The sequence below is a fragment of the Synechocystis sp. IPPAS B-1465 genome (assembly GCF_003015225.1).
Lineage (GTDB): Bacteria > Cyanobacteriota > Cyanobacteriia > Cyanobacteriales > Microcystaceae > Synechocystis.
Window position 1 is genome coordinate 3,299,074 of sequence record NZ_CP028094.1, and the last position, 24,856, is coordinate 3,323,929.

General features: G+C 48.7%; 21 protein-coding genes and 1 other RNA gene. 14 read left to right on the forward strand and 8 right to left on the reverse strand.

Translation table 11 applies throughout. The annotated features are described in order from the left end of the window. The first annotated feature begins 92 nt into the window (after window positions 1-92). The 8 genes from C7I86_RS15420 (at window position 93) to apcB (ending at window position 7,148) form a co-directional block, all read left to right on the forward strand. Window positions 93-1,151, forward strand: a complete 1,059-nt coding sequence (locus C7I86_RS15420) for a sulfate ABC transporter substrate-binding protein (RefSeq protein ID WP_010874133.1) — start codon at window positions 93-95, stop codon at window positions 1,149-1,151. Between the two features lie 36 nt (window positions 1,152-1,187). Further along, window positions 1,188-1,481 carry an NIL domain-containing protein gene (locus tag C7I86_RS15425; protein WP_010874134.1) on the forward strand — a complete coding sequence of 98 codons (294 nt, stop codon included), beginning with the start codon at window positions 1,188-1,190 and terminating at the stop codon, window positions 1,479-1,481. 1 nt (window position 1,482) lies between these two features. Further along, on the forward strand, window positions 1,483-2,343 hold the full coding sequence (cysT, locus tag C7I86_RS15430) for a sulfate ABC transporter permease subunit CysT (RefSeq protein ID WP_010874135.1): 861 nt from the start codon (window positions 1,483-1,485) through the stop codon (window positions 2,341-2,343). Beyond that, window positions 2,330-3,160 (forward strand): sulfate ABC transporter permease subunit CysW, encoded by an 831-nt coding sequence (cysW, locus tag C7I86_RS15435; RefSeq protein ID WP_010874136.1) that lies wholly within the window; start codon window positions 2,330-2,332, stop codon window positions 3,158-3,160. The genes cysT and cysW overlap by 14 nt, the downstream gene beginning before the upstream one ends. Window positions 3,161-3,321: 161 nt before the next feature. After that, window positions 3,322-4,389: a sulfate/molybdate ABC transporter ATP-binding protein gene (locus tag C7I86_RS15440; RefSeq protein WP_010874137.1), complete on the forward strand. Its 1,068-nt coding sequence runs from the start codon at window positions 3,322-3,324 to the stop codon at window positions 4,387-4,389. A 189-nt stretch (window positions 4,390-4,578) separates the two neighbouring features. After that, a complete protein-coding gene (locus tag C7I86_RS15445; protein WP_010874138.1) occupies window positions 4,579-5,106 on the forward strand; it encodes a type II secretion system protein GspG in 528 nt (175 codons plus the stop codon). Window positions 5,107-5,247: 141 nt separating this feature from the next. Then, window positions 5,248-6,447, forward strand: coding sequence for a chromate transporter (locus tag C7I86_RS15450; protein WP_010874139.1), 1,200 nt, complete (start codon window positions 5,248-5,250; stop codon window positions 6,445-6,447). Window positions 6,448-6,638: 191 nt separating this feature from the next. Then, entirely contained in the window at window positions 6,639-7,148 is a 510-nt protein-coding gene (gene apcB, locus C7I86_RS15455; RefSeq protein ID WP_010874140.1) for an allophycocyanin subunit beta, read from the forward strand. A gap of 272 nt (window positions 7,149-7,420) precedes the next feature. On the opposite strand, the gene C7I86_RS15460 is transcribed toward apcB, so the two are convergent. Continuing rightward, window positions 7,421-10,540 (reverse strand): DEAD/DEAH box helicase, encoded by a 3,120-nt coding sequence (locus tag C7I86_RS15460; RefSeq protein ID WP_010874141.1) that lies wholly within the window; start codon window positions 10,538-10,540, stop codon window positions 7,421-7,423. A gap of 104 nt (window positions 10,541-10,644) precedes the next feature. On the opposite strand from C7I86_RS15460, the gene C7I86_RS15465 reads away from it, so the two are divergent. Continuing rightward, window positions 10,645-11,241 carry a rhomboid family intramembrane serine protease gene (locus C7I86_RS15465; protein ID WP_010874142.1) on the forward strand — a complete coding sequence of 199 codons (597 nt, stop codon included), beginning with the start codon at window positions 10,645-10,647 and terminating at the stop codon, window positions 11,239-11,241. A 55-nt stretch (window positions 11,242-11,296) separates the two neighbouring features. Here the strand turns inward: C7I86_RS15465 and C7I86_RS15470 are convergent, their stop codons facing one another. Then, complete coding sequence (locus C7I86_RS15470) at window positions 11,297-13,198, reverse strand: PP2C family protein-serine/threonine phosphatase (RefSeq protein ID WP_010874143.1); 1,902 nt, start codon at window positions 13,196-13,198, stop codon at window positions 11,297-11,299. A gap of 228 nt (window positions 13,199-13,426) precedes the next feature. Here C7I86_RS15470 and C7I86_RS15475 point away from each other — a divergent pair, with 228 nt between their 5' ends. The 3 genes from C7I86_RS15475 (at window position 13,427) to C7I86_RS15485 (ending at window position 18,502) form a co-directional block, all read left to right on the forward strand. Next, the gene (locus C7I86_RS15475) at window positions 13,427-15,112 is read left to right on the forward strand and encodes a YcjF family protein (RefSeq protein WP_010874144.1); all 1,686 of its coding nucleotides are present in this window, start codon (window positions 13,427-13,429) and stop codon (window positions 15,110-15,112) included. Window positions 15,113-15,433: 321 nt separating this feature from the next. Next, window positions 15,434-17,521, forward strand: coding sequence for an elongation factor G variant FusB (gene fusB / locus C7I86_RS15480; RefSeq protein WP_010874145.1), 2,088 nt, complete (start codon window positions 15,434-15,436; stop codon window positions 17,519-17,521). Window positions 17,522-17,704: 183 nt separating this feature from the next. Next, window positions 17,705-18,502: a radical SAM protein gene (locus C7I86_RS15485; RefSeq protein ID WP_010874146.1), complete on the forward strand. Its 798-nt coding sequence runs from the start codon at window positions 17,705-17,707 to the stop codon at window positions 18,500-18,502. Between the two features lie 23 nt (window positions 18,503-18,525). On the opposite strand, the gene ssrA is transcribed toward C7I86_RS15485, so the two are convergent. From ssrA to ilvC, 3 genes are all read right to left on the reverse strand, one after another. Next, window positions 18,526-18,924, reverse strand: a transfer-messenger RNA (tmRNA) gene (gene ssrA / locus C7I86_RS15490). Window positions 18,925-19,129: 205 nt separating this feature from the next. After that, on the reverse strand, window positions 19,130-19,360 hold the full coding sequence (locus C7I86_RS15495; protein WP_010874147.1) for a NifU family protein: 231 nt from the start codon (window positions 19,358-19,360) through the stop codon (window positions 19,130-19,132). A gap of 107 nt (window positions 19,361-19,467) precedes the next feature. After that, on the reverse strand, window positions 19,468-20,463 hold the full coding sequence (gene ilvC / locus C7I86_RS15500) for a ketol-acid reductoisomerase (protein WP_014407160.1): 996 nt from the start codon (window positions 20,461-20,463) through the stop codon (window positions 19,468-19,470). Between the two features lie 132 nt (window positions 20,464-20,595). Between ilvC and C7I86_RS15505 the strand changes: the two genes are divergently transcribed. Together C7I86_RS15505 and hisA are read left to right on the forward strand one after the other, a co-directional pair. After that, window positions 20,596-20,979, forward strand: a complete 384-nt coding sequence (locus C7I86_RS15505) for a DUF4346 domain-containing protein (RefSeq protein ID WP_010874149.1) — start codon at window positions 20,596-20,598, stop codon at window positions 20,977-20,979. A gap of 68 nt (window positions 20,980-21,047) precedes the next feature. Next, complete coding sequence (gene hisA / locus C7I86_RS15510; RefSeq protein WP_010874150.1) at window positions 21,048-21,818, forward strand: 1-(5-phosphoribosyl)-5-[(5-phosphoribosylamino)methylideneamino]imidazole-4-carboxamide isomerase; 771 nt, start codon at window positions 21,048-21,050, stop codon at window positions 21,816-21,818. A 23-nt stretch (window positions 21,819-21,841) separates the two neighbouring features. On the opposite strand, the gene nadB is transcribed toward hisA, so the two are convergent. From nadB to psaK, 3 genes are all read right to left on the reverse strand, one after another. Continuing rightward, on the reverse strand, window positions 21,842-23,503 hold the full coding sequence (gene nadB, locus C7I86_RS15515; RefSeq protein WP_010874151.1) for an L-aspartate oxidase: 1,662 nt from the start codon (window positions 23,501-23,503) through the stop codon (window positions 21,842-21,844). Between the two features lie 107 nt (window positions 23,504-23,610). After that, complete coding sequence (locus tag C7I86_RS15520) at window positions 23,611-23,991, reverse strand: hypothetical protein (RefSeq protein WP_020861945.1); 381 nt, start codon at window positions 23,989-23,991, stop codon at window positions 23,611-23,613. A 152-nt stretch (window positions 23,992-24,143) separates the two neighbouring features. Next, window positions 24,144-24,416: a photosystem I reaction center subunit PsaK gene (gene psaK / locus C7I86_RS15525; RefSeq protein ID WP_014407161.1), complete on the reverse strand. Its 273-nt coding sequence runs from the start codon at window positions 24,414-24,416 to the stop codon at window positions 24,144-24,146. Between the last annotated feature and the right edge of the window lie 440 nt (window positions 24,417-24,856).

The following is a 24,856-nucleotide window of genomic DNA, read 5'->3' on the forward strand; positions in this document are numbered from 1 at the left end:
TATGTGCATTTTAAAAATAAATTGCAAAACATTTCAAATTCAACTATGATTTATCGAGATTACACACAGGTCACAATTTCAAGGAGTTAACGATGGCTCGATCTGCTTTTGGCTGGGGATTTTCGGTGATCGCCGTTTTGATGGTGGGCAGTATCACCGCTTGCAACACCACCACCACCACCGAGCCAGGGCAAGGGGAAAATGCTAGCCAGGCCCCCGCTAATTTGACCTTGGTCAGCTACGCCGTTACCAGGGATGCCTTTGAAAAAATCATTCCCAAATTCACCGAAGAATGGAAAAGCAAAACCGGTCAAGATGTCACCTTTGAGCAAAGCTATGGCGGTTCCGGCAGTCAAACTAGGGCCGTGGTGGATGGTCTAGAAGCGGATATTGTTGCCTTAGCCCTCAGTTCCGACGTGCAAAAAATTGAAAGTGCAGGGCTGATTCAGCCGGGGTGGGAACAGGAAGCCCCCAATGGATCGATTGTGACTAACTCGGTCATCGCCTTTGTGACCAAAGCATCGGACAACATCAAAGTAGAAAAATGGGCAGATTTGGCCAACCCTGAAGTCAAAGTGATTACCGCCAACCCAAAAACTTCCGGGGGGGCTCGCTGGAATTTCCTCGGCATTTGGGGTTCGGTAACCAAAACCGGAGGCACAGAAGAACAAGCCTTTGATTTTGCTGGTAAGGTTTTAGCTAATGCTCCAGTATTACCAAAGGATGCGCGGGAGTCCACCGATGTTTTTTATAAACAGGGTCAGGGCAACGTTTTGCTCAATTATGAAAACGAAGTGCTATTAGCCAAGCAAAAAGGGGAAAATCAACCCTATATCATTCCCCAGGATTTCAATGTTTCCATTAGCGGCCCTGTCGCTGTTGTGGATACTACCGTGGACAAAAAAGGTACCAGGGAAGTAGCTGACGCCTTTGTGCAATATTTGTTCACCCCAGAAGCACAACAAATTTTTGCTGAAACCGGATTCCGCCCTGTGAATGAAGAAGTTTTGGCTAAGTTTGCTAGCCAATATCCCAAAGTTGAGAATTTAGCCACCATTGAAGAGTTCGGCGGTTGGAAAAAAGCCCAAGCAGAATTCTTTGATGAAGGGGGTATTTTCGACAAAGTTATTACCAAAATTGGTAGGCAATAACAATTCCAAGCAGTTTTGATTGAAGCTAATTAACCCATGCAAGCACAAACTTTCTCCCACCTCCATAGCCAGAGTTCTCAACGAACTACCGAGGTAACCCTTTACCTAACTATTCCCGAAAGCTATCGTCAAGAACCGATTGTCACCCAACTGGTGAGCCGTTACCAACTCCAGGTAAATATCCTCGCGGCAACTTTGGGCACTAACGGCGGTCAAGGTCAATTTAAACTAACTTTAATTGGCCATGCCCAAGCAATTAATAACGCCCTAGCTTACCTAGAGCAATTGCAAGTCACCATAGTTTTAGACCAGGAGTCCGACGGCTGGTAACATGACCACAAATCTTCCTTTTTCTTCCCCGTCTAAACAACTCAATAGGTTTAGTTTTTGGCAATCTATTTCTATACCCTGGGTAGTAACAATTATTTATCTGTTACTAATTTTGGTATTACCCATTGCAGCTCTCTTAGTTAAATCTGCCTCCTTGGGTTTAGAAGGATTTTGGCAAATTGCCACCACTCCTATCGCCATTTCCACCTATAACGTCACCTTTATCACGGCTCTGGCGGCAGGGCTGGTCAACGGTGTAATGGGCACTTTAGTGGCATGGGTGCTAGTCCGCTGTCAATTTCCAGGCAAAAAAATTGTTGATGCCATGGTGGATTTACCCTTTGCTCTGCCCACCTCCGTTGCTGGTTTAGTGTTGGCTACTTTGTATAGTCAAACGGGTTGGGTAGGTCGCTTTTTTGCTCCATTTGGCATTCAAATAGCTTTCAGTCGCCTGGGGGTATTTGTGGCTATGGTTTTCATTTCCCTGCCTTTTATTGTGCGAACTCTACAGCCAGTTTTACAGGAGTTGGAAGAAGAGGCAGAGGAAGCAGCATGGTCCTTAGGGGCAACGGAATTCCAAACTTTTTGGCGGGTAATTTTTCCCCCTTTAATTCCGCCGATTTTAACAGGGATTGCTTTGGGGTTTTCCAGGGCAGTGGGGGAATATGGCTCGGTGGTTTTAATTGCTTCCAATATTCCTTTTAAAGATCTGATTGCCCCGGTGTTAGTGTTTGAGCGGTTGGAACAATATGATTATCCTGCTGCAACGGTAATTGGGGCAGTACTGTTATCTGTTTCTCTGATTTTATTGCTAATTATTAACCTACTGCAACAATGGGGTCGCCGCTATGCTAACGATTAATTTACCGAAAACTTTTAAAGTTAAATATCTACTCATTGCCCTAGCTTTATTTTATTTAATTTTAGTTTTACTACTGCCGGCGATCGCCGTTTTTTATGAGGCTTTTCATAAAGGAGTAGAGCCATTTATACAAGCTATGGGAGATCGAAATTTTCAGTCGGCCCTGCAATTAACCGTTGTCATGGCGCTGATTTCCGTTCCTTTGAACACGGTATTTGGTCTCTGTGCCGCTTGGGTTTTAGCCCGCAATCAATTTCCCGGTCGAGCCTTATTTTTAAGCGTTTTAGATTTACCTTTCTCCATCTCTCCCGTAGTCGCAGGTTTAATGATTGTTCTCCTCTACGGCAAAAATGGCTGGATCGGTAGCTGGTTTGCTAGCTGGGATATTCAGATTATTTTTTCTGTGCCCGGCATGGCGATCGCCACTATTTTTGTTACCTTGCCCTTCGTGGCCAGGGAAGTAATTCCCGTACTAGAAGAATTGGGACCAGAACAGGAGGAAGCGGCCCGCACTTTAGGGGCTAAAGATTGGCAAATTTTCTGGCGGGTTACCTTACCCAATATTCGCTGGGGCTTACTTTATGGAGTTCTGTTAACCAATGCTCGGGCCATGGGAGAGTTTGGCGCAGTGGCGGTGGTTTCCGGCAGTATTCTGGGCAAAACCAGTACATTACCTATTTTTGTGGAGCAGGAATACAAAAACTATCAAACGGAAGCGGCCTTTGGGGCAGCGGTGGTATTAGCTTTATTGGCAGTGGTGACCCTAGTTCTAAAGGAAATTTTAGAGCAGCGCACCGGGCATCATAAAGCTGTTTAACCTTTCACTTTCCCTGCCAAATTTCCGGGAAACTAAATAAAAGTACCAGGTATTACTGGAACTGCGGAGGGGACAGACCAAAATTTTGTCAACATAGCCTGAAACTAACACCATTTTTGAGTTTGACAATCTAACTTCTCTTATATTTAACTGAGGACATCATGAGTATTATTATTAATAACGTTTCTAAACAATTTGGCGATTTTACTGCTTTAAAAGATATTAACCTAGAAGTTCCCGATGGTAAGTTAGTTGCCTTATTGGGCCCTTCCGGTTCCGGAAAATCAACTTTGCTCAGGGCGATCGCCGGATTGGAAGAGCCGGATCAAGGGCAAATTATTATTAATGGTCAGGATGCCACCCATGTGGATATTCGTAAGCGCAACATTGGTTTTGTTTTTCAGCACTACGCTTTGTTTAAACATTTAACTATTCGACAAAATATTGCTTTTGGTTTGGAAATTCGCAAGCATCCCCCAGCGAAAACTAAGGAAAGGGTGGAGGAATTACTTTCATTAATCCAATTGGAAGGTTTAGGTAATCGTTACCCCTCCCAACTCTCTGGCGGCCAACGGCAACGGGTAGCCTTAGCCAGGGCTTTAGCAGTACAACCCCAGGTTTTATTATTAGATGAACCATTTGGGGCTCTGGATGCTAAAGTACGGAAAGAATTGCGGGCTTGGCTGCGAAAATTACATGATGAAGTGCATCTAACCAGCGTGTTTGTTACCCATGACCAGGAAGAGGCTATGGAAGTGGCGGATGAAATTGTGGTGATGAGTAATGGCAAAATCGAGCAAGTGGGCACTGCAGAAGAAATTTATGAGCACCCTGCCAGTCCTTTTGTGATGGGTTTCATTGGCGAAGTTAATGTTTTACCCCGTAATGCTTCCCTCTTTAACTACCACGCTTTTGAACCCCACTCCAGCAATAATGGGCATCAAGAGCCGGTTTTTGTCCGACCCCATGATTTTGAATTGTTAACGGAAGCGGACGATGCCAGCGTAGCGGGGACCATCAAAAGAGTTATTCACCTCGGTTCAGAAATCCAGGTGGAAGTATTGCTAATGGATAACACCGCTGTGCTTGCTTACCTAAACCGGGAACAAGGGCAACAGCTTAATCCTAAAGCTGGAAAAAAAGTATTTATTAAGCCCCGGGTCGCTAAGGTTTTTGCTGGAGCTTCTTCCGCGGCTTCTACCCATTTTATTTATGGTACGGGTATCTAAATAAACTATTTTAAACTGGATCTATAAGCTCCAATGCCCTGGGGAGTAACTGAAAGGAAACGAAAAAATAATCTTCTTCCTATTCTATTCCTTCTGATTGAGTAACCAGGACTTTTGGGTACGCTTTCGATTAGAAGTGTGAGGAAAGAGGTTTGCTTTCCCCCTGTTTAGTAATCCATCCCTAGAGCCGTGAACTCATCTAAGACCGCATTCAGAGGTCATAATGTTTTTTTGCTCCGCCATGCCCTGGCATGCTCGACGGGATTCACCTTGCTGGAAATATTAGTTGTTGTGATCGTTATTGGTATTCTAGGGGCGATCGCCGTGCCGAACTTGCTGGCCCAAGTAGACAAGGCTAGGTACTCGGAAGCGAAAACCCAGATGAGCTGTATGGCCAAGGAATTAACGGTGTATCGCTATGAACATGGCACTTTTCCCCCGGATGTGAACCGTAATATTAAACCAGCAGGAATTGAGTGCTTTTACACCCGACAGAGTGGCCAGGTTCCTTTTGATTCCCAATACGATTACGATCGCCACGGTTCCCAGTGTTACGCCCATATTTCTTTCTTTGGCAAGGACGGAGAAAGGGATGCCCCCACTGCTGGCTCACCGGTATATCCTAATCCTGGACTTTACGATCACAGTGAAACGAACCCCAACTCCGACGACTGGGTTTATAGTCTTGGTTTAAATCCGGGAGGCATCGAATGTTAACTCGGTCTTCATAGCTGTGCCATCACAAAGGCTGGGGTCAGTTGATGTTGGCCATTAAAATTTTCTCTGTTTGCCAATTGTCCATAGGTTAGCGATTACCTTAGGGTAAAACTTTGTTGTAGTTTCCGTTGGTTATTGATCGTGAGTAATGAAGCCCCGATGGAAACTATCCCGGTGGACTATGGCACTTTAACGCCTCCGCAAAAATGGCAACGATTGCAGGAGTTGGCCTATTTATTTTTGCGGTTAGGACTGTTTTCCTTTGGCGGCCCTGCGGCCCACACCGCCATGATGGAGGAAGAAGTGGTGCGGCGACAACAATGGCTCAGCCACGAAAAATTTTTAGATTTGATTGGGGTGACCAATTTAATCCCCGGGCCTAATTCTACTGAGTTAGCCATTCACCTGGGCTATGAGCGGGGCAAATGGGCAGGTTTGATCATTGGCGGAGTTGCCTTTATTTTGCCGGCCATGGTAGTGGTCTGGTTATTGGCGATCGCCTATGTTCATTACCAGTCAGTGCCAGCGGTGGGCCATATGCTCTATGGCATCCAACCAATGATCATTCCCCTGATTGGCCAAGCTTTATGGAAATTGGGTCGGAAAGCACTAAAAAATCCCCTCACCATTGGGGCGGCGGTGTTGGTCATGGTGGGGACGGCCTGGGGAAAGCCGGAAATTTTACTATTACTGCTGGCGGGCTTAGCCCTGGTGTTGATCCAAATTGGGCGGGGACGTTTTCAATCTTTACCGCTGATTTTTTTACCCCTAGGTCAAATCGCTCCAGCCCCGGCGTTACCAGTAACAATCATCAACCCTTGGTCCGTGTTTGGCATTTTTCTGAAAATTGGTTGCCTGCTCTATGGCGGTGGTTACGTACTGTTTGCTTTTTTGCAAGCTGACCTCGTGGAGCGTTTGGAATGGCTGACTTCCCAGCAATTATTGGATGCGATCGCCATTGGCCAAATCACCCCTGGGCCACTATTCACCACGGCAACTTTTATTGGTTATTTATTGGCCGGCAACCCTGGGGCAATCGCCGCTACGGTGGGCATCTTTCTACCATCTTTTTTACTGGTGGCCTTGGTCAATCCCTGGGTCAGTACCCTGCAAAAATCCTTAATTTTCCGAGCTTTCCTCGATGGTGTTAATGCCGGTGCGTGGGGTTTAATGGTGGTCACTACCATTGGTTTAGCCCGTTCCGCCCTCATTGATCCCTTGACCATCTGCTTAGCGGTGCTCGGGGCGATCGCCCTGGGACGATTTTCCATCAGTTCCCATTGGTTAGTGGTCTTTGGTGCCCTGGTGGGCCTAGTTGGCCAAAGCTGGTCAATGGGTTAATGGCCTAGCCATGAATTTAACCGAGAAAATAATGCAAAAACTTAAGCCCCTGACGGCCTAAATATGTAGTTTTATTGCAGGGGTAAGGGCTCCCTTGACTTGCGTTCACTCGGAAATAATGATAGGTAGGAGAACTAAAATGGCTTGCCCAAGCCCCTTAACTATAAACTGCCGTTGGGAGAACCTTTTAAATGCGAGACGCGGTTACCACTTTAATAAAAAACTATGATTTGACCGGTCGCTATCTAGACCGGAACGCCATGGACGAGCTCAAAGCTTATTTTGAGTCCGGTTCGGCTAGGATTGCCGCCGCCGCCATGATTAACGCCAATTCGGCCACCATCGTCAAACGGGCCGCTGCCCAACTGTTTGAAGAAATTCCTGAGCTAATCCGCCCCAGTGGTAATGCCTACACTACCCGTCGTTTTTCCGCTTGTTTGCGGGATATGGACTATTATCTGCGCTATGCCAGCTATGCCCTGATTGCCGCAGACAACAACGTGCTCGATGAGCGGGTTCTGCAGGGACTACGGGAAACCTACAATTCCCTGGGCGTACCCATTGGGCCCACGGTGCGGGGCATTCAGATCATGAAGGAAATGATTGAAGCCATGGCAGAGGATTCCAGCCTGAACAGCACAGATTTTATTGCTTCCCCCTTTGACCATATGACCAGGGAACTGAGCGAACTTTCTGTCTAGCAAATTTTCTAAGAAAGTGTTTGAAAAGTGCAAGGCTAGGTATTTATCCCCCTAAATCTCCTCACTAAAGCTCCGGCTTAAAAAAGGGGACTTTTGCGACAGTTCCCCTCTTCCCAAGGGGGGCTAGGGGCGATTAAACAGCCAAAACTCAACTTTCCAAACATGCTCTAAGCAGGGAAATTGCTTTAGCAAAATAAATAACTCGACCTCAAGTTAAATCGAGGCCCACAGTAGGAGATGAATTTTCCCTACTGTATTTTTTTGTGCTTTCATCAATCGGACGCTTCGGCTTGGTAATCCACCGGGGTGGCGGAGAGGGTAAGCAACTGACGGAGTTTATCGGTGTCTAGGCGGGTGAGCCAATTTTCCCCGGCATCCACGGTTTGTTCTGCCAATTGTTGTTTATCCGCCATCATGGCGTTAATTTTTTCTTCCAAGGTGCCTGTACAGACAAATTTGTGCACCTGGACGTTGCGAGTTTGGCCAATGCGAAAAGCACGATCGGTAGCCTGATTTTCCACCGCCGGATTCCACCACCGGTCCACATGGAACACATGGTTAGCCCTCGTGAGGTTCAACCCTGTGCCGCCAGCCTTGAGAGAAAGGATAAATAAATAGGGACTGTTGGGGTCCTGTTGGAATCGTTCCACCAGAGCTTGCCGTTGCTCTGCTGGAGTGCCCCCGTGGAGATAGAGCACCTCTTGGTTAAAGTATTTTTCCAGATAGGGTTTGAGTAAATGACCCCAACTGGCAAATTGGGTGAAAATTAACACCCGATCGCCTTCGCTGATGATTTCTTCCAGCATTTCCGCCAGACGAATTAGCTTGCCGGACTGGTGCCCGTGGGTGATGGCGGGCTTTTTCAGCAATAGATCGGGATGGTTACAAACCTGTTTGAGTTTGGTTAATAGGGTTAAAACTAAACCGTGCCTTTGAATGCCTTCGCTGTCGGCGATCGCCTGGAGGGATTCCTCCACCAATTGTTGATATAAACCAGCTTGCTCTTGGGAAAGGTCACAGAAGACGGTCATTTCTTGTTTTTCTGGTAAATCTTGAATAATGGTTTGGTCGGTTTTTAACCGCCGCAAAATAAACGGCCGCACTAAATTCCGCAAAATTAACAACGACTGGCGATCGCCAAATTTTTCGATGGGATTGGCAAAGCGCCGTTGGAAAAAGCTCTGATTACCCAGGAAACCGGGATTTAAAAATTCTAAAATTGACCACAATTCCGTCAGGCGATTTTCCACCGGAGTCCCCGTGAGGGCAATGCGAAAACCCGCTGGCAATTGCCGGGCCGCCTGGGACTGTTTAGCTTGGGGATTTTTGATATTTTGGGCTTCGTCCAGCACGATCCCCTGCCAGTCCACCAATTTCAAACTACTAAAATCCCGTTGCAGTAAAGCGTAACTGGTGAGGACAATTTGCTGGTCTTTGACCTGTTTAACCAACGGTTGCCCTTTTTTCCGGCGATCGCCATGGTGCAATAGGGTTTTAAGTTGGGGCGCAAACTTATTAATTTCATGACCCCAATTGCTCAGCACCGACGTAGGACAAACAATCAACACCGGCTTAACTAACATATCCTCCGCGGCTAAATGGAGCAGAAAAGCCAGCAACTGGGGTGTTTTTCCCAAACCCATATCGTCTGCCAAACAGGCCCCCAGCCCCCACCGTTCCAGAAAAGCTAACCAGCCCACTCCCCGAGCTTGGTAGGGCCGTAAAGTACCCTGAAAGCCCGGTGGGTCAGCAATGGCTTTCACTCCTTCCGGGTTACGGAGGGTGTCGATCAATTCCTGTAATATGCCCCGAGCAGCAAACTGGGTCACCGGCAGTTTAGAGACGGTTTGTAAATCACCAATGCTGAGGCGCAGAGCATCCTCCACTGTGAGGGGCGGGGCAGATTGTTGCTGCTGTAAAATGACCTTGGCCGCCCGCACGTCCGCCGGTTGCAGGGTAATCCATTCTCCGTCCAGCACCACCAGGGGAGATTTTTGGGCTAGTAACGCTTCAAAGTCCTTGGCCGTCAATAACCGGGCATTGTCCCCGCTCCCCATCATTAGTTGCAAGTCGTAATTAATTAAACTTTGCAGAGTTAGCCGCTGGCCCCTTTGCCGTTGCACTTCCCCCACCACTTTTACCCCTAACCGTTTGGCGGTGCCGCCCCGTTCTAACCCCGGCGGGAGGATTACCCCTAACCCCCGATCCCGCAATTGATGGGCGATTGCCAGGATAAATTCGTAGGCTTGGATGGCATCTAGCCCACAGCCCGTGGGACACCTTTCCGTCAAACTTGCAGCAATGGGTTCGTAAATTTGGGCAGCTACCCCTAAGCCCCGCAGTAAACTTTCCGCCCCCTGGTCAACCCTCCTTCCCTGCCACACCAGGCGATCGCCGGCCATGGCCCAGAGGGAAGCCGCCGGGAGCCAAAATTCCCCGTCATCCAGGGCTTGTAAACCATAATCCAGTTGCCAGGTTCCCCCCCCATCGTCCGCTGGAGGTTGTAACCGCAGAGCCCCCCGCCATTGCCGTTGGGCTAAAGCTTGGTTATTTTTTTGGCCCAAATAATTCTGGACTGGTAAATACCAATGGTCTAAGGATGTGGCTAATCGTTGTAGAGCTTTGCCTGTGCCGAGGGAGGTTTGCCCCCCATGGGTTAATCCCCGGAGCCAATCATTCAACCAGACTTCTTTAACGTTGGCTAGGCTGGGACTGACGGCACCAATTTGGGCTTGCAATAATTTTTGTAGTAAATCCACCACCAACATTTGGGGCTCCTGGGAGTCAGTCAGGTTGGCCAGGGCGCAGGCAGGTACTCTCTGGCTAAATTGGGCTAAATGGGTTTGGTCTTGGATGCTATCGAGGATAGGAATCCATTGGGCATAGTAATTACCGTCTTCCCCCCTTTGCTCCAGTCCCGGCACAAATTTACCCCGTAGCACCAAATCTAAACACCAGCGGTGCAGTTGACCGTAAAAGTAAAACTCTGATCCTAAGTTAGCTAAGGCTTGGCCCCCCAGGGGAATAGATTGGAGCAACGTTAACGTTTGGCTTGGGGTCAGATTTACCCCGGTTACCTGCCACGATCGCCAGTGGAGATATTTCGCATCCATGGCCACCGGATCTTGCCCTGTGACAAAGGGTAGGGGAATTTTTTGCTGGCGATGGCTGGGTAAATGCAGAGTAAGGGCTGCCTCTGTCACCCCATCCGCCTTGGGGAAGGCCAGGGGCAAATTCGACCAGGCCTGTAGCAAATCCGGCAGATCCAACGCAAAGGGATGGCGATCGCCAATGGTTTCTGGCAAAGGATGACCCCAGGTATCCGCCCAAAGAAACAGTTTGCCGCCGTTTTCCCCGTGGGAGGGTTGCCAATTACCGTGGATAGTCGCCATAGGATCTAGTTTCTGGTCTGTCCCATTCTAGGGCGATTGGTTATCCTTGATTATGGATGGGTCCCTGGCCCTCCTAACCTCAGCCGTCGCTCTTTGTCACCACCATGAGCCAAAATTCCAAAACTGCCCTGCGGGCCACCCTGCAAAGTCAGTTCTCGATTATTGTCAGTTTTTTAGCCATTTTTTGGCTTCTGGAAATCTTAGATGCGTTTGTTTTTCGGGGTAGTTTGGATCAATTTGGCATTTACCCCCGCTCCTTGGAAGGTCTGAGGGGAATTGTCTTTGCACCCTTTCTCCATGCCGATTTTGGTCATTTAATTGCCAACAGCGTCCCGTTCGTTGTTCTTGCCTGGTTGGTGATGCTCCAGGAAGTGAGTGATTTTTGGATTGTGACCATTATCACCATGGTGGTGGGCGGCCTGGGAGTCTGGTTGATCGCTCCCCCTAACACCGTCACCGTTGGGGCTAGCATTCTGATTTTTGGTTACTTAGGATTTTTACTCTTTCGAGGTTGGTTCCAAAAAAACCTGGCTTCCATTGTCCTTTCTATCGTTGTCCTAGTTCTCTACGGCAGTGCCCTTTGGGGACTATTGCCTGGTCGGGCGGGGGTTTCTTGGCAGGGTCATTTATTTGGCTTCATCGGTGGAGCGATCGCCGCTTGGTTAATTGCTAGGGAAAAGCATTACTACAGCAAAAATTAGCAAGATTTTTTAAGACAAAAACATTAACCAACAATAACCTTGAGCTTTCCCAGCACTACTTTTGTTTGAGAATCAATAGGGTGACATCATCCTCCGCCGGTTGGTCGCCCAAAAAATTGCGTAGATCGGCGATCGCCTGGTGACGAATTTCCGCCGGGGCCTGGTGCCGATGTTGGCAAAGCACTGTTTGTAATCTTTCTATGCCGTAAAACTGCCTCTGGCTATTCATTGCTTCCGTAATGCCATCGGTATAGAGCACCGCTAAATCACCGCTGTTTAAAGTAATTTCCCGCTCCGTCACAAAGGCACTAATATCTTGTTCCAAACCTAGGGGAAAGCCCAACTCAAAGGTATCAATCTGTTCCGTTGCTCCGTTGCTGCGAATAATCAATACTTCCTCATGTTGGCCGCTGAGGCGAATCAGCCCCGCTTCATATTGCAACACGCTTAAAGTCATATTCTTGGAAGAACCCATGCGCCTAGTATTTTCGTAGATGGTACGGTTCATGGCGCTCAACAGTTTGACCGGATCCGTTACCCCGTGTTCTAACAAAGTCCGCAATGCCGTTTGGGCCATGATCATCACCAAACTGCTTTCTAGGTCGTGGCCAGTAACGTCGCCAATGCTAATTCTGACTTGACCATTGGTTTGCAGAACGTCGTAATAATCTCCCCCCACCTCCGTGGCCGATTCCATAAAACCAGCAATTTCTAGCCCCGCCACCGCCGCCAATTCCTGTTCCGAAGGCATTAACATCTGTTGCAATTGTCGGGTAATGTCAATTTCCGCTTCCAACCGCAGATTTTCGTCCTGCAATTTTTCCGTCAAGCGACAGAGGGCATCGGCCACCGTATTAAAGGCGTGGACCACCTCTGCCATTTCGTCCTGGGTTTGTAATTCCACCGCTTTGGTTTCACTGCCCGCCACCATTTTTTCCGCCGCACTGCTCAAACTAGCAATGGTGGCCATGACGCTGGCATAAAAGCCCCAAAAAAGATAAACGGCGATCGCCAGGGTGGCCAAAACGAAGGTGCTGAGGAGCCATTGCCGTTGCTGGAATCGTTGAATACGTTCGGATAATAGTTGATCCAATTCGGGGCTGAGCACCCGCCAAAAGTGCAAACTATTCAGTAAACCCCATTGGCTCTGCTGGTTTAGTTGGGCATCATTGAGTTTTATTTGCCCGGTGATTACTTTGGTTAGGCTCTGCTCCAACTCTTCCAGGACTGTGGTCAAACCATTCAGGCTATTAATTACCCTTGGTTGTAGTTGTTGGCGAGCATTGTGGGTAAAGGCAACCCCCAGGTTTTTGACCAAACTTGTCTTTAACTGGGCTAATTGGGCTTTAATCACCAGCACTTGGGATTCCTCTGCTGGAGAGAGCCCCGGGCCGGAGTGGGCAGTAATAATTGTCCCTAGTTGAGCTAAATCCGTTTGCAGTTGGGGCAGTTTCAGCAACAGCGCTTCCATCAAGTAATAACTATCCAAATCCGGATCCAGGATTAAATTGGACTGATTACCCACCTGGGTCCGCAGAACGGCGATCGCCTGGAGAATTTGCTCTGAAGTGTCCTGTGATCTATCTGTAACCTGGGATAAAACTTGCTCTAAATCCCCATAATTCGTTTCCGTAGCTAACTTTTTTCCCCATCGCTCCTGGACTTGGGCCAACTGATCAACCGGAGATCGCCAATGGTTAGGCCCCAGGGAAATTAGGGGTTGCACCAATACTGTTTGTTGCAATTGTTGCAGAGGCCCTAGGTAAGCCAAACCCTGTTGCTCCAGTTGGGCAAACTGAATTTGACCCTGAATTTCCGACAGCAGCAAGAAAATGGCTAAACCCAGGGGCAACAAAAAACAGACACTAATCAGAGCAAACTTTTGGGGATAGTGCAATTGATTAATCAAGCCCACCGCTGGTTTGAGCACTTTTTGCCCCACAGTTACCGGCTCCATAACTTTTTCCTAATCACTGCAACAAAACTATTTTTAAGAGTACCCAAGGCTGACTCTGATCACAGCGGGGTCTTTTCGCTCCCAACGCTAACACAATCCTGGGGTCATCATTATTGGGCAAAATCAATGGTCAGAGCTATGTTTGATCAATTCTTTGTCACTACTTTGCCACTGTTATGATCAAAGCTCAAAGTCAAGCATCGTCTTGGCATTATTCCCTGTTTGTCCATGCCCCTGCCCCGTTTACTAACCATTGTCCTCGCTGTCAGTTTCATTTTGGGGATGGTGATTTGGCTCATTGATGCCATTCTGCGGCTTTATTCCCAGGTGGCTTGGACTTCCCCTTTTTTGGCCAATATTGTCATTTTGCTAGTTATTGCGGTACTAGCTCTGTTGATTGCCACTTTTTTTTACTATTTCAACCTGGCTAATCAGCCCAAGGATAGTTCTGGTAAAAAACGGCGACGCATAAAATTACCTGAGCAAAAAAACGAAACGGCGGCGGCTAATTTACAAGCAGTGCGGCGGCAGATGCAACAAATCCAAGACCAGGTGGCCCAAAAAGCGCTATTGGAAAAAACCCGTTTAATTGAGGCGCAGTTAAAACGAGGCAATTTAAATTTAGTGGTGTTTGGCACAGGATCGGCGGGTAAAACCTCTTTGGTGAATGCTTTATTGGGCCAAATTCAGGGAGAAGTAGCCCCCACCATGGGCACCACGATCGCCGGGGAAAAATATTATCTTTACTTGGATGGGGTAAGCCGGGATTTGGAAATTACGGACACACCGGGCATTTTAGAGGCGGGGGTGCGGGGTACGGAACGGGAAACAGCGGCTCGGCAATTGGCCACGGAGGCGGATTTGCTACTGTTTGTGGTGGATAATGACCTACGTCAGTCGGAATACGAACCCCTGCAAGCATTGGCCAAAATTGGTAAACGGTCTTTACTCATTCTCAATAAGACTGATCTGTATCCCCCGGATGAGGTGGAAGTATTATTGCAAACCCTCCGGCAACGGGTTAAAGCCTTTATTCCCCCGGAAGATGTGTTGGCGATCGCCGCTCGGCCCCAGGATGTGGCCATTCAACCGGGATTACTGATGAGACCAGAGCCGGAAATTGAGCCTTTGGTGAAACGTTTAGTGTCCGTGCTCCGCAGTGATGGGGACGATTTGATGGCGGATAACATTCTGTTGCAGTCCCAACGGCTGGGGGATGAGGCTCGGCAAATTATTGAACAGCAACGGCAACGGGAAGCCATGAAAATTATTGACCGTTACCAATGGATTGGGGCGGGAGCCATTGCCGTGACCCCCTTGCCAGTGATTGATCTGTTGGCCACTACGGCCATTAATGCCCAAATGGTGGTGGAGATCGGTCGGGTCTATGGCTGTGAAATTGACGGCGATCGGGGCAAGGAGTTGGCCATTTCCCTGGGTAAAACCTTTGTGGGACTAGGCATTGTCAAAGGGGCGGTGGAGTTGATGGCCCAAGCCATGCAGTTGCAACTCACTACCTATATCATTGGTAAAGCAATTCAGGGCATCACTGCGGCCTACCTCACCCGCATTGCTGGTAAAAGTTTTATTCAATATTTCCGTCAGGATCAGGATTGGGGCGATGGCGGCGTGGCCCAAGTGGTGGAACAACAATTCCAACTCAGTCGCAAAGATGAATTTATCCAAGCCTTTGTTAAACAGGCGATCGCCAAAGTGGTGGAACCCCTGGAAGATTTTTGGGGCAAGGAAAGCCCAGATACTACCCCAGAACAGCTAGAACCCTTGCCAGAACTGAGAGATTTAACGCCCCTAGAGGAAGAATTCATCGAAGCCATCCTACCTGAACCGGAAGTTTACCATACCCGTTATGCCGATTGGGATAGTCCCCGACCCCAGCGCCAGGATGATTGGTAATTAGCCATGACGTGAGTCCGACAGCTAAAAAGTAGTTAGTGGGAGGGCTTTTGATGGCGGAAAACAAAACTCTCTTTCAGTTCATCATTTTCGTTCACCCTCGGCGATCGCCTCCTCTGCCTGGGGACTCTGTTGGGGCACATATAATTTACAATTGTTACAATTGTGGCTGTTTTAAATAGGCCTCCCCTTTGGCCTGTCGTTGTGGCATAAAGTCTAGCTAAGGCCCAGAACCCCGACCGGCAAACAACACGACCCCATAACCTATACATCCAACCGCCCCTCTGTTTGCTGTTGGCTAAAATTTACACGTAAATTCCTATGGAAAAAGATCTCACTCGTTACCGCAATATTGGTATTTTCGCCCACGTAGATGCGGGTAAAACCACCACCACCGAACGGATTTTGAAGTTAACCGGGAGAATCCATAAACTCGGCGAGGTACACGAAGGCGAATCCACCATGGACTTCATGGAGCAGGAAGCGGAGCGGGGTATCACCATCCAATCGGCGGCCACCAGTTGTTTTTGGAAAGATCATCAACTCAATGTTATCGACACCCCTGGCCACGTGGACTTCACTATTGAAGTTTACCGCTCCCTGAAAGTGTTGGATGGCGGCATTGGGGTATTTTGTGGCTCCGGCGGTGTGGAACCTCAGTCGGAAACCAACTGGCGCTATGCGAACGATTCTAAAGTCGCCCGTTTGATTTACATTAATAAACTTGACCGTACCGGGGCAGATTTTTACCGGGTAGTTAAGCAGGTGGAAACGGTGCTCGGGGCTAAACCCTTGGTGATGACTCTGCCCATTGGGACAGAAAATGATTTCGTTGGTGTGGTGGATATTCTCACGGAAAAAGCCTATATCTGGGATGACTCCGGCGACCCGGAAAAATATGAAATCACCGACATTCCTGCTGACATGGTGGACGATGTGGCCACCTACCGGGAAATGCTGATCGAAACAGCGGTGGAACAGGACGATGATTTGATGGAAAAATACCTGGAAGGGGAAGAAATCAGCATCGATGACATCAAGCGTTGTATCCGTACCGGCACCCGTAAGTTGGACTTTTTCCCCACCTATGGCGGTTCCTCCTTTAAAAACAAAGGGGTACAACTGGTGCTGGATGCGGTGGTGGACTACTTGCCCAACCCCAAAGAAGTACCTCCTCAACCGGAAGTGGATTTAGAAGGGGAAGAAACCGGCAACTACGCCATTGTTGATCCAGAAGCCCCCCTGCGGGCCCTGGCGTTCAAAATTATGGACGACCGCTTTGGTGCTTTGACCTTCACCCGGATTTACTCCGGTACCCTCAGTAAAGGGGACACCATTCTCAATACTGCCACCGGTAAAACAGAACGCATTGGTCGTTTGGTGGAAATGCACGCCGATTCCCGGGAAGAAATTGAGTCCGCTCAAGCCGGGGACATTGTGGCGATCGTGGGCATGAAAAATGTGCAAACGGGCCACACTCTCTGTGACCCCAAAAATCCGGCCACTTTGGAACCCATGGTCTTCCCCGACCCGGTGATCTCCATTGCCATTAAGCCCAAGAAAAAAGGCATGGACGAAAAATTGGGTATGGCTCTGAGCAAAATGGTGCAGGAAGATCCTTCCTTCCAAGTGGAAACCGACGAAGAAAGCGGTGAAACCATCATTAAGGGGATGGGGGAATTGCACTTGGATATCAAAATGGATATTCTCAAGCGTACCCATGGTGTAGAAGTGGAAATGGGTAAACCCCAGGTGGCCTACCGGGAATCCATTACCCAGCAGGTATCGGATACCTATGTACACAAGAAGCAGTCCGGTGGTTCTGGTCAGTATGCCAAAATTGACTACATCGTGGAGCCTGGGGAACCCGGTTCTGGCTTCCAGTTCGAGTCCAAAGTAACCGGTGGTAACGTGCCCCGGGAATATTGGCCCGCAGTACAAAAAGGTTTTGACCAGAGTGTGGTTAAAGGCGTTTTGGCTGGCTATCCTGTGGTGGACTTGAAAGTTACCCTCACCGACGGTGGCTTCCACCCTGTAGACTCTTCGGCGATCGCCTTTGAAATTGCGGCCAAAGCTGGTTACCGTCAAAGCTTACCCAAAGCCAAACCCCAAATTTTGGAACCGATTATGGCGGTGGATGTGTTCACCCCGGAAGACCATATGGGGGATGTAATCGGCGATTTGAACCGTCGTCGGGGCATGATCAAATCCCAGGAAACTGGCCCCATGGGAGTGCGGGTAAAAGCGGATGTGCCTTTGAGCGAAATGTTCGGCTACATTGGTGATTTGCGGACCATGACTTCCGGTCGGGGTCAATTCTCCATGGTGTTTGACCACTACGCTCCCTGCCCCACCAACGTTGCGGAGGAAGTAATCAAAGAAGCCAAAGAACGGCAAGCCGCTGCTTAATTCCAAATTTGACTGTCTCAAATGTTTTCTGCCCCCATTTTCGGGGGCTTTTTTGTGCAATTTTTGCTTCTACTGCCATCGTGTACCATGGCTAGAAAGCTATGGGTATTTTCCAAGTAAGTCGACGACTTAATCCCATTGAGTAAAGTACTGTTACTGGTTGCCTAATTTTGACTTTTTTCAATGAACACAACTTTTCCGGCGGTGTACGGCCCCGTTAATTCCTGGCGCTATGGCCGTTCCCTGGGTATTGATCCCATCGGGGCTATTTCCACCTGTTCTTTTAACTGCGTTTATTGTCAACTGGGGGAAATTGAGCACCTCAGCGGCGATCGCCAAATTTTCATTCCCACCGCTGACATTTTGCGAGAATTGGCCCAGTTTGCCCCCTGGGAGGTGGATGTAATTACCCTAAGCGGCAGCGGAGAGCCGACGTTAGCCAAAAATTTAGGGGAAATTCTCGAAGGCATTAAAAAGTTGACTGGGAAATTAACCCTGGTACTCACCAATGCGACTTTGTTAAATGATGCTCAGGTAAGAGAAGAGCTCTCCTTAGCAGACAAGATTTCTGTCAAATTAGACGGATTGTGGCCAGACCAGTTACAAAGAATTAACCGACCGATCGCCGGCATTGAGTTGGAGCAAATTTTGACTGGTATTCAAACCTTTCAGCAGGAGTTTACAGGGGAATTATCAGTGCAAACCATGGTGCTGCAGCCCTGGGACCAGACAACTGAGAACCGTTATTTGGAGCTTTTATCCCTAATTAAGCCCACCGAAGTGCAACTCAACAGGCCCACCAGGCCCAAACCCCTCCAGCGGGAATTGGAAGGCCGGGGTAACCATACCGGCACCCCCTACGGCGATCGCCCTGTGACTCAAATCAAATGCGTCGATGGTCAGACCCTACAAAATTTGGCCAAAAAAATAAGTGGGGCGATCGGCATTCCTGTCCGCTGCGCCCCCGTAAAGGTCTTGTAAGTATGGTCGAATAATCTTTAAATAAATGGAGCCGAGCAGAATTGAACTGCTGTCCAAACTGGGTATTAACTTTCCGCTCATTCACAGGTTTAGTCCTTCTAGCCCTAGGACGGGGACCATCGATTATCCCTGATGGTGGGATGCTCTAGTCTGAGTCTTGATTGTTTAGCTAACTAGAGAAGAGCCAAACAAAGCATCCGTTGGGGTTAACCTCTAATCCTTAACGGAGTCAGAAAAGAAGTAAACGGTCTTTGACAAGAAAATGTAGCTTTTACAGACTAGGCTGCTATGGCTACCCGTTTGAAGCTGACGATGTTATTCGCAGTTACTTTTTTTTGAGCCTTTGATTTGCGAGAGGAGACTCACTCTCGACCTGTATCACGGGCAAGCTTTCGCCAACCTGTCGAAACCATTGCGGCCCCTTGATATACACCCCGATTATAAACCATTTTTTGGGGGGATGGCAAAAAGGAGCAGTGCCACCTCCAGCCTCTGCTCCAATATGGCTAACAAAAGTGCTCCCTCTCCAAACTAGTTAACTTAAATCATTGGTTGGTTCAGGAAAACGGAGCTTAGTCATCAAAAGTTGGGAAGGGATAAACTCCGGCAATGACTGTCCAACCTTTGTCAGAGGACTTGCTCAACTTCAGCAATTTCTGGGATCATTTCCCTTAATTTGCGCTCAATACCCATTTTTAGGGTCATGGTGGAACTGGGACAGGATCCACAAGCGCCCTGCAAACGTACTTTGACAATGGGACCGTCTAATTCTACTACTTCCACATTGCCGCCGTCAGCCATCAGGTAGGGACGGAGTTCATCCAATACCGTTTCCACATTATTTAGGGTGAGTTCCATCGCTCGCTAACCTCAGCTAAAAATTTTTGACTATCACTGATATCCTAACGTCAAACCCCGAGGCCAAGGTTGGCAAAAATCCCGGGGCTGAGGATAGAGAAAAGTAATTAGCGGTCTTTCAACCAACTGAACATCGCCCGCAGGTCTTTGCCCACTTCTTCGATCAATTCTTCTGATTCCCGACGACGCATGGCGGTGAAACCAGGTTTACCAGCTTGATTTTCCAACACGAATTCCCGGGCAAACTGACCAGATTGGATTTCATCGAGAATTTGACGCATTTCTGCCTTGGTTTCTTCGGTGACAATGCGGGGTCCCCGGGTTAAATCGCCATATTCAGCGGTATTGGAAATGCTGTCTCGCATTTTCGCCAAGCCACCTTCCACAATCAAATCGACAATTAACTTAACTTCGTGGAGACATTCAAAATAGGCCAATTCCGGCTGATAGCCAGCTTCCACCAGGGTATCGAATCCTGCTTTGATCAAAGCAGTCAGACCACCACAGAGCACCACCTGTTCGCCAAAAAGATCGGTTTCGGTTTCTTCCCGGAAAGTGGTTTCTAAAATACCGGCCCTGGTCCCCCCAATGCCCTTAGCGTAGGCCATAGCATAGTCCCGAGCTTGGCCACTAGCATCTTGGTACACAGCAAATAAGGCCGGTACTCCCTGGCCTTGTTCATAGGTGCGACGCACCAGATGGCCAGGCCCCTTAGGAGCGGCCATAACTACGTCCACATCGGCGGGGGGAACAATCTGGGCAAAGTTAATGTTGAAGCCGTGGGCAAATAACAGCACGTTTCCGGCCACGAGGTTAGGGGCGATTTCTGCTTCGTAAACGGTTTTTTGCACTTCATCGGGCAGGAGAATCATAATCAAATCCGCCGCTTTGGCTGCTTCAGCCACAGATAAAACTTTTAGCCCAGCTCCTTCTGCTTTGGCAACGGATTTACTGCCACTGTATAGCCCGACGACCACGTTAACGCCACTATCCTTGAGGTTGAGCGCATGGGCGTGACCTTGGGAGCCATAGCCGATAATAGCCACGGTTTTTCCGGCTAAGAGGTCAAGATTGGCATCCTGATCGTAATACATACGAGCCATGTAACTATCTCCTTGCTGCGATTGAATGGTGCTCTGCAAACTTTTAATCATAGCAAAGGCCGGTCTGCTTATTCTGTCCTGTAAGTGTTGTAGGATCAAATTCTGCATCTGTTAAATTCTAGCTTTTGGTCTATGCTTGCCCTAATTGACACTGTTAAATCCATTGATAATCAGCTTTCCCGTCGTCATATTGACCTAGACCCCGCAGGTTATTGGTTGGTCATGGTGGAGCGGGAAGCTGGAGTGTTGAAGGTGGAGCACTACAGTAACGATATTAATGACCAGGGTTTGGCGGTGGATCCGGAAACGGGGGAAGTGATTGCCTGTCAAGGGGGGAGAAAAAGACTACCCAGTTTGACTTTAACTGGTCGCACTGCCAAGGAGTTGTGCGTGAAGATTTTTGAGGAGTTGGAATCCTGTCCAGTGACTATGCTCAACCATGCTGCTTACTTGGGTCGGGAATTGATGCGGGCGGAATTAGCTCTAACTGGGGGCGGAGAATATATTCAGGATTAGTTAAACCGTCCTAAATAAGCAAATTTTGTCAGCGGCAATCAATAGCAACAAATCTGGAGACTGAAACCATGAAAATTTTACCGGCGATCGATCTGCTAGGTGGCAAGTGTGTGCGCCTCTATCAAGGGGATTATGACCAGTCCCAGGTGTACCACGAAGATCCGGTGGAAGTAGCCCGCCAGTGGCAAGCCCAGGGAGCTAGTCGTTTGCATTTAGTCGATCTTGATGGAGCTAAGGAAGGACAACCAGTTAACCTAACGGCGATCGCCAATATTGTTGAAGCCCTAACCATTCCTGTACAGGTAGGCGGAGGCTTAAGGGATAGAAACCGGGTCAAACAATTGCTGGATTTGGGGGTGGGCCGAGTTATTCTAGGTACGATCGCCGTGGAAAATCCTGACTTAGTGGGGGAATTATGTGCCGAATTTCCTGGGCAAATTGTGGTGGGTATTGATGCCCGCAATGGCAAAGTGGCCACTAGGGGGTGGTTAGAAACTTCTACGGTGGAAGCGGGGGAATTGGCCCAACGCATGGAAAAGCTAGGAGCGGCGGCCATTATCTACACTGATATTCACCGGGATGGCACAATGCAGGGGCCCAACTTAGATGCTCTGCGACAATTAGCTAGTCAGTTAACCATTCCAGTGATTGCATCGGGGGGAGTCAGCCAAGTAGAAGACCTGTTGAATCTGCTTAGCTTGGAAAGTCTGGGGGTCAATGGAGTCATCATCGGCAAAGCCCTTTACACCGGGGACATTCAGTTGGCAGAAGCAATCCGGGCAGTGGGCAATGGTCGCTGGCAAGATGTGCCGCCGTTGGACTTTCCCCGTTTGGGCTAGTTTTTTCGTTTTTTGAAGTCAAATTAGTCTTGACTCTGGCTGGGTTGGAGAAAAACCCTCGTTCCTTCAATGACAGTGTGGCTTTGCCATTCTCTTTTGGTATCAGGACAATCTAACCGATAATGTCCCCCCCGGCTTTCCTCCCGAAAGAGGGCACTAGTCAAAATTAATTGTGCTATATCCAGCAGATTATGGGTTTCGGCCCACAACTGCATAAATTCATTCAGCCCTGGGCCACTTAGGCTAATTTTTTGATCCTCTGGTAGGTGAGCTAAAAGCTTACTGCTGCTGAGCTGCTGCCATTGTTCTTGCCATTGTTCCAATTTGGCGATCGCCATTTGGAGAGTTTCAGCTTGGCGACAAATGCCGGCGGTTTGCCACATCAAGCGAGGTAATTCACTGCGCCAATGGTTTAGGAGGGCTAGGTCATTGGTGGTGTCTAGTCGAATTTCCTTTATCGATTGATTAACGTTGGAGTCACTGGAGGCAAGGGGCGGTAAGCTCAAATTTCTTAATTGACTAGCAAAAACAATGCATTCCAGCAGAGAATTACTGGCCAGGCGATTGGCTCCATGGACCCCAGTGCTGGCGGTTTCCCCCAACGCATACAAGCCTGGAATAGTGGTTTGACAATTAATATCTGTGGTAATGCCCCCCATCCAATAATGGGCCGCTGGGGCAACGGGAATTGGTTCACGAAAAATGTCCACCCCCCAGTGCAAACAACGGCGAATAATATTGGGAAAACGCCTTTGGATGCGCTCCGGCTCAATGGGACTCAGATCCAAAAAAACAGTGGCTTGGGTGGGATCTTTTTCTGTATTGGCTAAATGTTGGAAAATTGCCCGACTAACCACGTCCCTGGGAGCTAGTTCTCCCCTGGGATGGTAATCAAAAGCAAATCTTTTCCCCTGGCGATCGAGCAGATGGGCCCCTTCCCCCCGCACTGCTTCACTGATCAAAAAATGGGGCACACCCGGTTTAGTTAAAGCGGTGGGATGAAATTGAAAGAATTCTAAATCCCGCACCTGGGCCCCCGATCGCCAAGCGAGGGCAATGCCGTCACCAGTACTAACTTTGGGATTGGTAGTTTGGGCAAACACTTGACCGCCGCCCCCGGTGGCCAATAACACCGCTCGGGAGTGGAAAGTTTCAATGGTTTGATTGACAAAAACCTGAATGCCCCGACAATGGCCCGTTGTTGGCTCAATATTTAAAGACAGGGCGATCGCCTGGGAAAAAATTTCCACATTGGGCCGAGCTTGCACCTGTCCCATCAACGTCGAAACAATGGCCCGCCCCGTAGTGTCCGCCGCATGGAGTACCCTCGGTTGGGAATGGGCCGCCTCCAACGTTAAAGCCAGATGCTGCCCATGGCGATCAAAACTAACACCGAACTGCACCAACTCGGCGATCGCCTGGGGGGCATGATTCACTAGGAAATCCACCGCTTCCCCATCACATAAACCCGCTCCAGCAGCTAAGGTATCTTCGTAGTGAGATTGGGGAGAATCCGTCGGGGCAATAGCGGCCGCAATCCCTCCCTGGGCCCAATCACTGGCCCCCGTTTTCAGTTCCGCCTTGGTAACCAGAGCCACACGGTAATGACCAGGCAAACAAAGACAGGCATAAAGGCCTGCCGCTCCGGAGCCCACCACCACCACATCGAACTGATTTGCCCCCATATCCCCAAATTCCCAAAAGATTGTCTTCCCAGATTAGCGGTTTCAGTCCAGCTTGGGGACATTTACCCAGACAGAGTTAGGGGTTAAAAATTGCAAATTGCCAATGCTTATCTAACATTAATATTCCAATCTCGTCGCAAATCTCGTTGGAAGTCATCCAAAACCCGTTTTAAAGTCTGCTCTACTGAATCACCATCGTTGTACTCATAGGTACGACATTGATTGGTGGTATAGGTATCGGTGCGATCGGGCACTACATTTTCTTGGCCACCATAGGTTCTGCCGTAATAACCATCCTCAAATCCCCTAGCAAATTCGCCCCCAGCGGAACGGGGTTCAAAGGGTTTCTTGTCCCTGGCCGCCGCTGCTCCTTCCCGATAGCCATCGTCATAGGCTTGGGGATGACTGCCGGGATCCCGTAAAGTCCGGCTTTTTTCCACCGGATAACAATACTGGATCTTGCCAGCGTTAGCAGGGGCAATCGCCATTAGGGAAGAAAGCAAAACCCCGATAAGGCAAGTTGGTAAAAAACGGCAGTAACCCATGGCAAGTGATCACACTCTAGAAACAACTCTGGCAAAGCCCTGGTAAGCCACCATGGTCAATACCCCCATCCAAAATATTGATGCTTGGTCGGTTCCTAGAGAATGCCACTACTAGCTAGACCCAACACCATGCCTGCTCCTAAAATGTGGCCGAAACTCATGGTAGCCAGCAATTCCGGCAAGCCAAAGGTTTTCTTCGACGCCAACTGGGGCAGAGCCAAGTCCTTACCCTTACCGGTTTTTTGGATGGCAAAGTAGCCAATCACAAAAGCAAACACATTACAAAGGCACATGATAATGCCCACCGAAAGGCTCCAACCAGCGGTGGTGGGACTAGCCTGGGCTAAAAGCAGAGCAGTATTAAACATTGATAAAGGTTCTCCAAAGATAATTTCAAAGACTTGATTTTCTTTGAGGTATTCTAGCCGATGAAGAGCAATCCCCCTCTTTGAGCGCCCCCGTTCCCTGGCGATCGCCGTCATCGATTCCGTTAACTTTTTGGCGATCGATGTCCCCTTAGTCCACTAATTAGTAATGATTAGTAATGAAAGCTTGACTAGGCAAAATTCCCCACACCAGTTGCAAAAAAAGATTGAAAAAGCCACTATCACGCAGAAAATTCCGTTGAGTCAAAAGCTCCAACCCCAGTTAGGTCAATCATCGGCAATAATTTTAAGTCTTTCTGTCCCCGCTCACCAGCAATGTGAAAAAAAGTCGTGGTCAGACCACAATTAAGCCCCATTTTTTTGTTATCGAGGCTACAATCAATGAAGTCTTTTTTCACTGATTCATCAAGCTCTACCGCTGA

Excerpts from the sequence above, each read along its gene's own strand:
- C7I86_RS15420 (WP_010874133.1), top strand. The coding sequence starts at position 93 with ATGGCTCGATCTGCTTTTGGCTGGGGATTTTCGGTGATCGCCGTTTTG.
- C7I86_RS15425 (WP_010874134.1), top strand. The coding sequence starts at position 1,188 with ATGCAAGCACAAACTTTCTCCCACCTCCATAGCCAGAGTTCTCAACGA.
- cysT (WP_010874135.1), top strand. The coding sequence starts at position 1,483 with ATGACCACAAATCTTCCTTTTTCTTCCCCGTCTAAACAACTCAATAGG.
- cysW (WP_010874136.1), top strand. The coding sequence starts at position 2,330 with ATGCTAACGATTAATTTACCGAAAACTTTTAAAGTTAAATATCTACTC.
- C7I86_RS15440 (WP_010874137.1), top strand. The coding sequence starts at position 3,322 with ATGAGTATTATTATTAATAACGTTTCTAAACAATTTGGCGATTTTACT.
- apcB (WP_010874140.1), top strand. The coding sequence starts at position 6,639 with ATGCGAGACGCGGTTACCACTTTAATAAAAAACTATGATTTGACCGGT.
- C7I86_RS15460 (WP_010874141.1), bottom strand. The coding sequence starts at position 10,540 with ATGGCGACTATCCACGGTAATTGGCAACCCTCCCACGGGGAAAACGGC.
- C7I86_RS15465 (WP_010874142.1), top strand. The coding sequence starts at position 10,645 with ATGAGCCAAAATTCCAAAACTGCCCTGCGGGCCACCCTGCAAAGTCAG.
- C7I86_RS15470 (WP_010874143.1), bottom strand. The coding sequence starts at position 13,198 with ATGGAGCCGGTAACTGTGGGGCAAAAAGTGCTCAAACCAGCGGTGGGC.
- C7I86_RS15475 (WP_010874144.1), top strand. The coding sequence starts at position 13,427 with ATGCCCCTGCCCCGTTTACTAACCATTGTCCTCGCTGTCAGTTTCATT.
- fusB (WP_010874145.1), top strand. The coding sequence starts at position 15,434 with ATGGAAAAAGATCTCACTCGTTACCGCAATATTGGTATTTTCGCCCAC.
- C7I86_RS15485 (WP_010874146.1), top strand. The coding sequence starts at position 17,705 with ATGAACACAACTTTTCCGGCGGTGTACGGCCCCGTTAATTCCTGGCGC.
- C7I86_RS15495 (WP_010874147.1), bottom strand. The coding sequence starts at position 19,360 with ATGGAACTCACCCTAAATAATGTGGAAACGGTATTGGATGAACTCCGT.
- ilvC (WP_014407160.1), bottom strand. The coding sequence starts at position 20,463 with ATGGCTCGTATGTATTACGATCAGGATGCCAATCTTGACCTCTTAGCC.
- C7I86_RS15505 (WP_010874149.1), top strand. The coding sequence starts at position 20,596 with ATGCTTGCCCTAATTGACACTGTTAAATCCATTGATAATCAGCTTTCC.
- hisA (WP_010874150.1), top strand. The coding sequence starts at position 21,048 with ATGAAAATTTTACCGGCGATCGATCTGCTAGGTGGCAAGTGTGTGCGC.
- nadB (WP_010874151.1), bottom strand. The coding sequence starts at position 23,503 with ATGGGGGCAAATCAGTTCGATGTGGTGGTGGTGGGCTCCGGAGCGGCA.
- C7I86_RS15520 (WP_020861945.1), bottom strand. The coding sequence starts at position 23,991 with ATGGCGATTGCCCCTGCTAACGCTGGCAAGATCCAGTATTGTTATCCG.
- psaK (WP_014407161.1), bottom strand. The coding sequence starts at position 24,416 with ATGTTTAATACTGCTCTGCTTTTAGCCCAGGCTAGTCCCACCACCGCT.